Annotated in this window: 14 protein-coding genes; 12 read left to right on the top strand and 2 right to left on the bottom strand. The window is 38.2% G+C overall.

Annotated features, from left to right (window positions below):
* The 9 genes from trpS (at position 1) to KH286_RS05135 (ending at position 7,628) form a co-directional block, all read left to right on the top strand.
* Positions 1-987 (top strand): tryptophan--tRNA ligase, encoded by a 987-nt coding sequence (gene trpS, locus KH286_RS05175; protein ID WP_004697816.1) that lies wholly within the window; start codon positions 1-3, stop codon positions 985-987.
* Positions 988-1,023: 36 nt separating this feature from the next.
* Positions 1,024-1,500, top strand: a complete 477-nt coding sequence (locus KH286_RS05170; protein WP_004697925.1) for a hypothetical protein — start codon at positions 1,024-1,026, stop codon at positions 1,498-1,500.
* Between the two features lie 260 nt (positions 1,501-1,760).
* On the top strand, positions 1,761-2,573 hold the full coding sequence (locus tag KH286_RS05165; RefSeq protein WP_004693860.1) for an amino acid ABC transporter substrate-binding protein: 813 nt from the start codon (positions 1,761-1,763) through the stop codon (positions 2,571-2,573).
* A 123-nt stretch (positions 2,574-2,696) separates the two neighbouring features.
* On the top strand, positions 2,697-3,353 hold the full coding sequence (locus KH286_RS05160) for an amino acid ABC transporter permease (protein ID WP_004693858.1): 657 nt from the start codon (positions 2,697-2,699) through the stop codon (positions 3,351-3,353).
* A 138-nt stretch (positions 3,354-3,491) separates the two neighbouring features.
* Positions 3,492-4,247 carry an amino acid ABC transporter ATP-binding protein gene (locus tag KH286_RS05155; protein WP_004693856.1) on the top strand — a complete coding sequence of 252 codons (756 nt, stop codon included), beginning with the start codon at positions 3,492-3,494 and terminating at the stop codon, positions 4,245-4,247.
* Positions 4,248-4,255: 8 nt separating this feature from the next.
* Positions 4,256-5,527: a hypothetical protein gene (locus tag KH286_RS05150; RefSeq protein WP_278617714.1), complete on the top strand. Its 1,272-nt coding sequence runs from the start codon at positions 4,256-4,258 to the stop codon at positions 5,525-5,527.
* Positions 5,528-5,696: 169 nt separating this feature from the next.
* Positions 5,697-6,143: a universal stress protein gene (locus KH286_RS05145; protein WP_004693853.1), complete on the top strand. Its 447-nt coding sequence runs from the start codon at positions 5,697-5,699 to the stop codon at positions 6,141-6,143.
* A 199-nt stretch (positions 6,144-6,342) separates the two neighbouring features.
* A complete protein-coding gene (locus tag KH286_RS05140; protein ID WP_004693850.1) occupies positions 6,343-6,633 on the top strand; it encodes an ArsR/SmtB family transcription factor in 291 nt (96 codons plus the stop codon).
* Positions 6,634-6,752: 119 nt separating this feature from the next.
* Positions 6,753-7,628 carry a DMT family transporter gene (locus KH286_RS05135; RefSeq protein WP_024061260.1) on the top strand — a complete coding sequence of 292 codons (876 nt, stop codon included), beginning with the start codon at positions 6,753-6,755 and terminating at the stop codon, positions 7,626-7,628.
* Between the two features lie 57 nt (positions 7,629-7,685).
* Here the strand turns inward: KH286_RS05135 and KH286_RS05130 are convergent, their stop codons facing one another.
* Entirely contained in the window at positions 7,686-8,675 is a 990-nt protein-coding gene (locus KH286_RS05130) for an AEC family transporter (protein WP_004693845.1), read from the bottom strand.
* A 381-nt stretch (positions 8,676-9,056) separates the two neighbouring features.
* Between KH286_RS05130 and modA the strand changes: the two genes are divergently transcribed.
* The 3 genes from modA to KH286_RS05115 all read left to right on the top strand — a co-directional run bounded on the left by modA (position 9,057) and on the right by KH286_RS05115 (position 11,388).
* A complete protein-coding gene (gene modA, locus KH286_RS05125) occupies positions 9,057-9,845 on the top strand; it encodes a molybdate ABC transporter substrate-binding protein (RefSeq protein ID WP_004693843.1) in 789 nt (262 codons plus the stop codon).
* 239 nt (positions 9,846-10,084) lie between these two features.
* Positions 10,085-10,753: a molybdate ABC transporter permease subunit gene (modB, locus tag KH286_RS05120; protein ID WP_004693841.1), complete on the top strand. Its 669-nt coding sequence runs from the start codon at positions 10,085-10,087 to the stop codon at positions 10,751-10,753.
* An 8-nt stretch (positions 10,754-10,761) separates the two neighbouring features.
* A complete protein-coding gene (locus tag KH286_RS05115; protein WP_004693839.1) occupies positions 10,762-11,388 on the top strand; it encodes an ATP-binding cassette domain-containing protein in 627 nt (208 codons plus the stop codon).
* Here the strand turns inward: KH286_RS05115 and cytX are convergent.
* Complete coding sequence (cytX, locus tag KH286_RS05110) at positions 11,372-12,556, bottom strand: putative hydroxymethylpyrimidine transporter CytX (protein WP_278617713.1); 1,185 nt, start codon at positions 12,554-12,556, stop codon at positions 11,372-11,374. The genes KH286_RS05115 and cytX overlap by 17 nt on opposite strands.
* Between the last annotated feature and the right edge of the window lie 23 nt (positions 12,557-12,579).

Raw genomic sequence — 12,579 nt, 5'->3', positions numbered from 1 at the left:
ATGGCAGTTATATTTTCCGGCATCCAACCAAGTGGGGAGTTAACACTTGGTAACTATTTGGGGGCTTTACGTAATTTCTTAGACTATCAAGATACTGATGAATGTTACTATTGTATCGTTAACCAACATGCGATTACGGTACCGCAAGATCCAAAAGAATTATTTCAAAACACTCGTAATTTGGCTGCATTGTACCTTGCGGTTGGCCTTGATCCTAAAAAGGTAACATTGTTTGTTCAATCTGAAGTACCTGAGCATGTTAAGCTCGGTTGGGTTATGCAATCTATTAGCTATGTTGGCGAATTAGAGCGTATGACTCAGTACAAGGATAAGTCTCAAAAGCAAGGGGATTCTATTCCTACAGCATTGCTTACGTACCCACCATTGATGGCGGCAGATATCTTGCTATATGGTACAAACTATGTTCCTGTAGGTGAGGACCAAAAGCAACATCTTGAGTTGACTCGTAATTTGGCAGAGCGTTTTAACCGTAGATTCGGTGAAACTTTCGTAGTACCTGATATCAAGGTAGGCGAAGGTGGTGCTCGCGTTATGAGCTTACAAGAGCCAATTAAGAAAATGAGTAAATCTGATGATAACCAAAATGCTACCATTCGCCTTTTGGATGCACCAGATTTGATCGTGAAAAAATTGAAACGAGCTCAAACTGATTCTGATAATGCGGTTCGCTATGATAAAGAAAATAAACCTGGCATCTCTAACTTGATGGGAATCTACCGTGCTATTACAAAAGACAGCTACGAAGCTATCGAAGAAATGTACGCAGGTAAAGGTTATGGCGTATTTAAATCCGATATTGCCGATCTTTTAGTAGCAACCCTTGAGCCAATTCAACAACGTTACAATGAATTGATTACAAGTCCTGAGTTGGATGTAATTCTCGATGAAGGGGCTGCTAAGGCTCATGCTAAAGCGAGTCAAATGTATCGTAAAGTAGAGCAAGCTATGGGCTTGTGCCGTAAATAAAATCATATAGTAGACTTTCAATTTGTGAGGTAAACCATGACGAAACAAGAGGCGATGGAACGCTTTTCATCAGGTGCCGTACAACAGAGCTTAGAAATACATCGTGGTATACAATGGACCGGTTGCATCATCGGTCTAGTTGCGTGTGCGTTGATTGTAAAATATATGCCTTCAGACTGGGCGGAACGTGTATGGTATTATCTGTTGTTGCTCGTGATATTATGGACCCTTCATAGATTAGGTGAAAGTCAAGCTTTTATCTGTGAAAAGGGCCTCGTGTTAAAACGTAGGCCTTTTTCTGTGAAAGAATACTTTCACAGTTTATTCTATGGGGATGAATATTTCGTCTTTGTTGATTATGAGCATATTATTGGATTCACTGAGGAATGGCGTGAGTTGCAAGCGATGAATGGTCATGGTGGGATCTATGTGATACCACTTGATCTGCATCAGGTGGCGTACAAGGATAAAATGGCGATGATTGAGGCCATTCATAAACATACGCAGTCATAAAGTATAAGTACGTAGCATCATACAATATAGGCATACAGAAATATAAATATAGGACTACAGAAACATAAAGCAAATGAATCTAGAATCATAAACTATATATGTGGAGAGTCTGTAAAATAAAAAAATGTAAAATTCATCGAATTAGCTATTTACAACTTTAATGAACTAAAGTATAATACAATCATTAAGTACGGAATCTAAATCTGTATTGAACATATTATTAAGTAGTAAATAGGCGATAATAGCCGTGGAGGATAGTTATGAATTGGAAAAAGATGATGGCCGTAGGCCTTGCAGCCGTGTCTATGATGGCATTTGTAACAGGTTGTGGCGGTGATGCTAAAAAAGCTAATACAGAATTGCCTAAGAAAGTTGTTATCGGTTTAGATGATAGTTTCCCTCCAATGGGCTTTAAAGATGAAAAAGGCGAAATTGTTGGCTTTGATATCGACATGGCTAAAGAAGCAGCTAAACGTGCTGGCATGGATGTAGAGTTCAAAGCTATCGACTGGTCTAGTAAAGAAGCGGAACTAAAATCAAAAAAAATTGATGCGTTGTGGAATGGCTTAACAGTTTCTCCTGAGCGCGAGAAAAATATTTTGTTCTCCAATACATATATGAAGGATAAACAATATGTCATTGTTCGTAATGACGATGATTCCATTAAAGGTAAAGCCGATTTAGCTGGTAAGGTAGTAGGCGTACAACAAGCTAGTACTGGTGAAGCAGCATTGCAAAACGACCCAAGCGGTAAGACGGTTAAAGAAACAAAATCTTATGCGGATTTTGTAAGTGCCTTCATGGATCTTGGTATTGGTCGTGTTGATGCGGTTATTGCTGATGGTGTAATCGCTCGTTATCTCATGACAAAAGAACCTGGTAAATACAAAATCGTAGAAGGTACTGACTACGGTGTTGATAATTTCGCTGTTGGCTTCCGCAAAGATGATACTGCTTTGCGTGACAAAATTAATGGTATCTTAGCTGAAATGAAAAAAGACGGTACTGCTGATAAAATTGCTGAAAAATGGTTAGGCTCAGGCGCAGACTTAGATAAGAGCGATGCTAAATAGTACAATTCGTGATATACTAATAGTACTATGGTCAGTAGGTACAACTGATAATTAAAGAACGAAATGTACACTAGAGAAGTGGCCAGATGGCCCTTCTCTAGTCGTGTTTTGAAGGAGTCTTTCATGTTAGATTATTTATTGCAGATTATCCCAACTATCGCTGATGGTTTAAAGGTAACCGTATCGCTATTCTGTATTGTATGGATTTTATCTATTCCTGGTGGCATTTTAATGGCTATGTTACGCCTATCTAAATTGCCTTTAGTAGATAAGCTTGTCGATGCGTTCGTATATTTAATGCGGGGCACACCGTTGATGCTACAAATCTTATTCGTCTATTATGCATTACCAATCATCACAGACGGTGCCATTCAAATGGATGATGCCACGGCAGCAGTTCTTACCTTCGTATTAAACTACGCAGCTTATTTATGTGAGATTTTCCGTGGGGGCATTCAATCTATCTCTCGAGGTCAGTACGAAGGGGCGAAAGTGCTTGGTTTTACCTATGCACAAACTATGCGTAAGATCATCTTGCCACAAATGTTTAAACGTGTATTGCCTCCTCTTGCGAATGAGACGATTAACTTATTGAAAGATACATCTCTCGTGTATGTATTGGCGATGAATGATATCTTGCGCATTACAAAATCTATCGTACAACGTGATTTTGATATTTCTGCATTCCTCGTGGCAGCATTATTCTACTTGATTTTTACCTTTATTTTAACGAATATCTTCAACTACTTAGAACGAAGATTTGCCGTATACGAAGATTAATTTAATTCTATGATAGTTTGTCGTATGTAATGATGTAGCTAGTTTTATAGGTGAGATACTCTTATTTGATGCTATAGATGCGATATCTTTACTTGAGGTGCTGGTTATATACTTAATATGACGACGTAAGAGGTACTTATGACATTTGTAAATATGGAGCGTATTGAAAAACGCTTTAATAATCAATCAGTATTGCGCGATGTGTCGCTCAAAATGAATAGAGGAGAAATCGTTTCTATTATCGGACCTTCTGGTTCTGGTAAATCCACATTTTTACGCTGCTTGGGCCAGTTAGAAACGATTGATGGAGGCTCTATTACCGTTGATGGTACGGTTCTTGCTAGTACTGAAAATGGGGTTGTAAAATATGCTTCTCCTCAAACTCAGCATGAATTATTGCTTCGTATGGGGATGGTATTCCAATCTTTCAACTTGTTCCCGCATATGACGGTATTAGATAATATTATGATTGCTCCACGTATGGTAAAGGGTATGAAAGATGATGAAATTTCACCGATTGCAGAGCAACTACTCAATAAAGTAGGGTTATGGGAAAAACGTAATATGTATCCATCTCGTTTGTCTGGTGGTCAGCAACAGCGTGTAGCTATTGCTCGTGCATTAGCGATGAATCCTGAAATTATGCTCTTTGATGAACCTACATCTGCTCTCGATCCAGAGCTTACTGGTGAGGTTCTTAAAACGATTAAACAATTGGCGGACGATCACATGACAATGATTATCGTAACCCATGAAATGAACTTTGCTCGAGAAGTATCGGATCGTGTTATCTTTATGGCTGATGGTGTTATCCAAGAAGAAGGAACACCAGAACAAATTTTTAATCATCCGCAGAACGAAAGAACGAAAGCGTTTTTGGATAATATGTTATAGGAGGTTCTATGAAGTTACGTTTATTTGCGGCAACCTTAGCTGTCATGGCTTTGGGAACGACTTCTATTATGGCGGAAGGTTTACAGAAGACGCCTGATACACCTTTATCTATTGTGGAATCTCAGAAGGATTCCGCATCTATTTTGCCAGAACAATACAAATCCTATGCTACTAAGATGAACACGGTGGTAAAGGATTACAAAAATGGTTATATGTTCTCGATTCCTTGGCGTGTAGCTGATGGTGTTATGATAGATATGGATGTGCGTAGTGAAAGCGAACATATTCAAGGGTATTCCTTTAATTTAGCGGGCCCTACACAAGAGGATTCCTATACAGTATCTTTTACTAAGCGCAATAATACACCGCAAGAAGGAGTATCTCAAAAAGAATGGAATACAACTTGGTATGGTGTACCTATTAAGGGCATGTCTAATGAGGAGTATTTGAATATTTGGCGCCAACATAGCAATAACTTTGAACATAATGATATTGTTGGTGGGTTCTTCACTAAGAAAGGTGCAGTTTCCGCACGCTGGGATAAGAGTACACCAAAATCTTATGCAGACATGACATCTACAGAGCCGGTTCAGTCTGTATTTGAAGCAGAATTTATCATGGAGAAAGATCCAACTCATCGGTACAATTTGTCTAGTACCTATGCTCCTGTTCGTGCAGAGTTTATGGAGCTAGGTTTGATGGAGCATACAATCCCATCCTTTGAATTGATCAATAAGCGCGGCTCTAATGCTATTAAAGGGGTAAAAAAAATATTAACCGGCACAAGCGATATCAGTGTAGCTGAGGGCATCAAGTTTGCTTATCCAAAAGGCTTCACCCGTCTTAATGAAAAGGGCAAGATTGCTTTTACCAAACATAATATACGCCTTGATATTGAGTCTTTTACAATCCCTGTACAAGCTGTCAGCTCCGGTATGCCAACTATGATGGCTAAGCAGATGCTTGGTGATTATTATCTTAAACAATTGGTTGATGTGAACAAGGCCACGATTACTCGTTATGAAACGCATATCATTGACGGTAATGTAATGTTCTATTTGGCGGGCCATATGAAAAATCCAAATACATCTGATACATCTGTAGCGGAACCAGTATCCTTTGGCGCAACAATTATTCTTGGCAATGAAGGTAATGTAGCAGTAGCTCGAATGATTGGTCCATCCACTAGCAATCTTACTACTCAGGAACTTATAGATATATTAGATGGTTTTAAATTGACTACTACACTTAATACAAATCAATCGTCTCAGGTTCTTTAATATACGCATAATATTCTTTTATTTGTATAATTCTGTACGATTTGTGCTATAATGTAATAAATCCTCAGAAAAAAGAGGAGTTTTCCTTGATGGTCTAGAATATATTAGTATAGGCTAAACGATATTTGATCATATCCCCTTTGAGGGATTAGGAATAGGAGGGGTTATTATGGTTACCTACAAAACTATTGTCGTACCTACTGATGGTTCTGAAAATGCTAAACGTGCGTTGGAACATGCTCTCGCTGTAGCGGATCGCAACCAAGCTGAATTGATTGTTGTTCACGTTGCAAATATTGTGTCTGCTATTTCCAATTTTGATCAAACACCAATTTCTGGTGGATATGTATCTGAGCAAATTGCTGAGGATATGGAAGAAACTGGTAAGGAAATTCTTAATGATGTAGTGAAAGAAATTCCTGCAGGCGTAAAAGTTAAAAGCGTATTTGAAGTTGGCTCCCCTGGACCTGCACTACTTGCAGTGGCAAAAAAATATAATGCTGATCTCATCGTAATGGGTAGCCGTGGTCTTGGCCCTTTGAAAGGCTTATTCATGGGTAGCGTAAGTAGCTATGTAACTAGCCACTCCACTTGCCCTGTATTGATCATTAAATAATTTATATCTTATATCTTATATCTTATATAGATATGATAAAAAAAGAGACTTTGGTTTCTCAAAGTCTCTTTTTTATGTTAAAAATGATATAATGTCTATATGTATGCCATACATATTGGTGTTATACGTTAAGACGTATCGATTAGTGACATAGAAGAGCTACAAAAAAGAATGGATAGGATTAAAAAAGGGGGATTATATGACCGACAAACAAGAATCATTGCTGAAGCTAGCAGAACTGTTTAAAATCTTGGGTGATCCTACACGCCTTAAAATAGTAGAGCTATTACTAGAAAATGAAATGTGTGTTAATCACATTGCAGAAACCATGGAGATGGGACAATCTGCTATTTCTCATCAATTGCGTGTATTGCGCCAAGCGCGCCTTGTTACATATCGTAAAGATGGGAAAACAGCATATTATTCTCTAAACGATGATCATGTTGAATGTTTAGTTCGCATGGGGATGGAACACGTAGCTCATCAATAATTTAAATTTTTTATAATGAACACATTTCGTCCTACTTAGGATGAAATGTGTTTTTATATTTTATATATTTTATTTGAGTTGTATTTGATTATGGAGAAGTATATAAAGTGAATCTGTTAATGAAAAATATAGGAATATTAGTGGTATTTTTAGCTACTGTATTCCTATCAACAAAATCTATATGGGCAAAACTAATTTATTTAGATTCACTGAGCCCCTTGAATGTTCTTGTGTGTAGGGCTGTTTTATCATTACCTTTTTTTCTTATACCAATGATTCGTTTTGATTGGAATAGCGTGAATAAAAGTAAGGTTTTTAAATACTCATTTTTTGGAGCTATTCTTTATTTATCTTCATCTATAGCTGACTTTATAGGATTATTATATATATCTGCCTCATTAGAACGTGCCGTTCTATTTACATTTCCAATTTACGTTTTTCTGTTATCTTCAGATTTATCACGCATTACATTTTCAAAAGTAGTTCTAATTGTATCTACTGTGCTAGGCTTAGCAATTATGTTTAATCCTACCGTTGATAACCACCTTACAGATACTTTAATAGGTATTTCACTAGTTTTACTTTCTGCCATTTTTTGGGCGTTGTTTATTATTTATAGTAAGAGGGCTGTTTCGAATATCAGTCCTACTATTTTTACCAGTACTTATATGTGTATAACTACAGTACTTTTACTTCTCGGCTTTATAATTGATAGCAAAAATTTTACTACATTTTCAACACTCCAAACACATACTATGATTTATTTAGTATTTTTGGCCATTTTTTGTTCTATCATTCCTTCATACTTGATGTCTTTTGGTCTTAAAAGAATTAATGCATCTCTTGCAGCCGTTATTAGTGCAATGGGACCAATAGTTACTTTAGCTTTAGATGTAGTTATTCTTAATCATAATTTAGCCTTGAATGAAATTATTGGTGCTATAATTGTTACAGCTTGTGTAACTTGTTTAACAAGGCTAAATGCTAAGGCATAAAAAATCACTCATAGTCATATGGCTATGAGTGATTTTTTATAACTATGATTTTTTATTTTAATATAATGGGAATAGATAATAGGCTATAGTAATAAACAGTGGCATAGTTATAGCGGATAAAATAGTTGTGCCCATTACAATTTGTGTAGCATATTCTGGATTATTCTTCATTTCAATAGCAATAAGAGACATATTAATAGCCGTTGGAACGCTATAGGTTATAATGATAGTTTGCGCCGCTATTGGATGCATAGGTCCATAGAACATAATGAATAATATAGTAATACCAGCTGCTATGAGTGGACTTACAACGAGCCGTAATGTGGTAGCAAGCATGACATCCATCTTAAAGAAGTTTAGCGGTGTTCTATTAATTTGAACACCCAAGGCAATCATAGCGACGCCAACGAAAGCATTGGCAAATATATTGAGCGGTGCAAAGAAGAAGAGACCGTGTAAATCGAAAGGGAGTAGGTGGCAAAGTAGTGCTAGTGGGATAGCATATACCATGGGCATGTGGAATACGACTTTTAGTGCATCCCGAGGGGTTAATCGTCCTGCTCCCGCTTGGTAGAAACCGTAGGTATTACTGCTAATAGTTTGTATGATCATGATAGATACAACACTCACTAAACCTAGATTAGCATAGGGGGTAGCACCATCGATGACGTATGGAATGTTAGTAAATACAAAGATAGCAAGGGCGACACCCATATTCCCAACGTTATTAAACATAACGCAGTTTTTTAAGGTTGCAATCTTAGCCACATCATATCCTTGCATCTTACCTACCACATTTGAAAGGATGGAGTTTAGTATGAGTACACAGAGCGCACAGAATACAATCTCCAAAGTACCTGAGTTAAGTTTAGCTTCATACATCGCTCGAAATATAAAGGTAGGTAACAATATATAAAAGTTTAGTTTACTCAGCGTATATAGATCGAGTTTAAATTTTCTATCTAATATAAATCCCACGCCTATAAGTACTAAGATAGGGACCATAGAATTCATAAAAATATGGCCTACTAATTCGAATAGATTCATCATCTCACCTAGAGTTTTTCTTTAATATATTAGTTAATATATAAGGCATAGTTTTAATGTATCGTATAACTATATAGCAAATATACAGTTACTTTATATAAGTTAAAAGTGAATAAGCGTTACGAAATGTGCTTATTCTTTATAATATTATCATACCATAGTATGTATTTTTTGGGATTTAAAAAATTATTGATTATGATTACTTATCATAATCATCAGAAATATCTATGCAATATGTGTTTTTGGATATACGACTTTAGCTATCGATTTATAGTATAATATGAATATATTGTATATTTTAATTTGTTAGTACACGAGGTGTCTCTAGGTGTTACCATAGCTTTTACAGTGTGGCGTTTTAAGGGATACACAGGAGGAATTATGAAACGAATTTTATTAGTGTTAATGAGCGTTTTCATGTTTGCCTTTTTAGTAGGATGTGGTAATGATGCAAGTAAACCAACTGAGTCGGCTAAACCAAGTACATCTGAAAAGATTACTGTACAAGCTGCAGCAAGCCTTAAAGGTGCTCTTACTGAATTGGCTGATGCTTACAAAAAAAGCCATAATTTAGCAGATGATCAAATTGCTATTAACTTTGCTGGTTCTGGTACATTGCGTCAACAAATTGAACAAGGTGCACCTGCTAGCTTATTTATCTCTGCTGACGAGAAAAATATGAAAATGTTACAAGAAAAAGATTTGGTAACTGATGTAAAACCATTCGTAACTAATGAACTCGTTCTCGTAGTTCCAAAGGGCCAACCTAAGGTTGAGCTAAATCAAATCGGTACAGTAAAGCGTATCGTTTTGGGCAATCCTGAAACAGTACCAGCTGGTAACTATGGTAAACAGGTATTAACAAAACTAGGCGTTTGGGAACAAGTTGAACCTAATGTAGTATACGCTAAAGACGTAAAAGCTGTAACAGCTTCCATTAGCCAAGGTGCTGGAGATGCTGGTTTCATCTATAAAACTGATGCTATCGCAGCGGGCGATGCAGTTGAAATCTCTGCAGTAACACCGGCTGATTCCCATGATCCAGTTATCTATCCAATTGGTATTATCAAAAAATATGACAACGCATTGGCAAAAGACTTCTACCAATACGTAATGAGCCCAGAAGGCCAAAAAGTATTAGAGAAATACGGTTTCTCTACTTCTAAATAAGAGTAAAACGCTAGCTTTCAGGGCTAGCGTTTTCTTATGATACAATAGAGATATTATCGGTATTACTAATAAGATTATTTCTAACTGTATGCTCTTTTTTACTCATTTGTAGTGAGGAGTGGGGACTGATTAATAATCTAGCATATGATTTAGGACATAAATCTTATTTGAAAAATATTTTAGAAATAATGGATACCGCAAATATTTTAAATTTGTTGTGTATAGAAAGGGGGCGTGACATGAGTCCATTCTGGCTATCATTATGGGTAGCAAGTATAGCTCTTATCATAGTTATTTTAAGTGGCTTAGGGACTTGTTACTGGATGAACCGTTGTAAGTGGGGTGGTATTGCCATTCTTGATGCACTTATTACCTTGCCACTTGTACTGCCTCCGGTAGTTGTTGGTTTTGCGTTACTTATGGTATTTACTCCAGGTTATGCGTTTGGTGCTTGGCTTGAAGCTCATGGTATGAGTGTTGTTTTTGCTGCATCCGGTGCCGTGATAGCCTCCTCTGTAATTGCATTTCCGCTGTTTTATCAAACGGTGCGTTCAGCATTGCAATCCGTCGATCATAATATGGAGGACGTAGCGCGTACATTAGGTGCTTCAGAGTTACGTATCTTTTTTACTATCTCCGTACCACTCGCTTGGAAAGGCATTTTGACGGGCAGTATCTTAGCCTTCTGTCGTGCTATGGGCGAGTTCGGTGCTACCATTTTGATTGCAGGCAATATTCCAAAGGTAACGCGCACCATGCCACTTGCTATCTACTCTTACGTAGAGGCAGGGCAGTACATGGATGCTTTTGAATTAGTTATCTATATTTGTGTGCTCACATTGGCATTGTTGAGTGGAATTCACTTCATCACAAAGGGGTCCTTGTTCCATCACATTGATAATAATTAGGAGGTCCGATGATTACATTTTCCTTTACCATAGCTAGACCTTCTGTGACTGTGAAAGCCGATGGGGTACTTTCTTCTGGTATTACCGTGTTAACAGGCCAATCTGGCAGTGGTAAAAGTACATTTATTAAGTGCATTGCAGGTCTTGTGAAACCGACTACAGGTAGCATTCAATATGATGAAACTATATGGGTTGATCGCGACAAAAAAATCTGGGTACCTGCTCAAGAACGTCAAGTTGGCTATATGCCACAAGGTAATATCGTATTTCCACATTTATCGGTGGAACATAATATTACCTATAGTAAACGAGGCACGTCAGAGATGTGTGACAGCTTATTAAAACGCTTAGGCCTTGAGAAATATCGTAAAACGAAAGCAGGTAGCTTGTCTGGTGGTGAGCAGCAACGCGTTGCATTGGGGCGTGCTCTTTACTCTAAACCAACCATCTTGCTTCTTGATGAACCATTATCTGCACTAGACTGGAATTTACGTAAGCATGTTCGAGAGGATCTTGTTTCCATTATTCGCGAATGGGATGTGCCATGTGTATGGGTTACCCATGATGAAAGCGAAGCCGAAATGGTTGGAAATCGGCACTGGACCTGTGAAGATGGGCTTATAGTAAGGTGTTAGCAGTTTTACTTATGAATCCAACGATGGATGTTACGATAAATGCTATTGTAAAGGCTGGTAGTGTTGCACCTATGGAGCTTTCACTATGCAACATATAATGGTATAAACCTACGGCTATAGCCCAAATCAACCCGCGAACTAGATAAGCCGATAGCGTTTGCACTTGTTGGCGATTGACAAAATAGTCTGCCAACAAGATGGCAATCATTGGAGCAAAGACGGATCCGATGAGATATAGGAATTCTGTAATATCGTCCATCGGATATAGGATGGCTGCAATGGCGCCGACAATGGTTACGATAACAGCTACGCCTTTACTAGATGCTCCATTATAGATAGTCGTACTAGATACGCCAGCTGAGTAAGCGTCCATGAAGGTCGTAGTTACAGTGGAGAAGATAATGACGATGAGTCCTGCAAGACCAAGGCCTGCGTTCATCATAATAGTAATGATAGAGTCCCCACCGCCGAAGATCGCCGCGCTAAGGCCCAAGGTGTACATGGCGACACTCGTTACGGTGTAGATGGTAGCACTTGTTAGTGATGCGGAGAAAGGGCTTTTGCTTTCACGAGTATAATCACTGATGAGAGGTAGCCAAGACAGTGGCATAGCGATTGATAGCTCAAGGGCTGCTATAAAGCTCATATTGCCATTAGTCATGAAGCTACTGTCACTAGGCCATTGAGAAATCATGTAAACTCCCATGTAGAGTGTGAGGCCTAGTAATAAAACAGATACGATAGCTTGAATATAGCCTGTATTGTGGAGACCGATGAAGAGCCATAAAATGACGAGCGCCCCAATAGCAATAGTCCAAATCATAGGAGATAGGGGCGCCAGCTCTTGTAAGGCAAGCATAGCATCGTAAATCATGATACTAGTCCAACCGATTAGTTGGATCATATTTAAAAAGGCAAAGCCCTTTGCCCCTAAGGGACCAAAGCTAAAGGCTGTCGTGTTCATACTGCCTTGCCGCAAACGGCCACCGATGAGTCCTGCTCCAAAGAGCAGAATACCGCCGATGATATGGCCTAAGATGATGGCATATAGTCCTTGAGTGAGGCCTAAGGGTGCCAGATAGGTGCCGGTCATAATCTCCGCTATAGATAGGGCGGCACCAAACCATATCATGGCGAACTGTGGTTGTGTAATGTGTGTATTTGTCATACGTCCTCCTTGCCAGGAAGTCA

Source organism: Veillonella parvula (genome assembly GCF_018378075.1).
GTDB lineage: Bacteria > Bacillota > Negativicutes > Veillonellales > Veillonellaceae > Veillonella > Veillonella parvula_K.
This window is presented reverse-complemented; position numbering and strand designations above follow the sequence as displayed.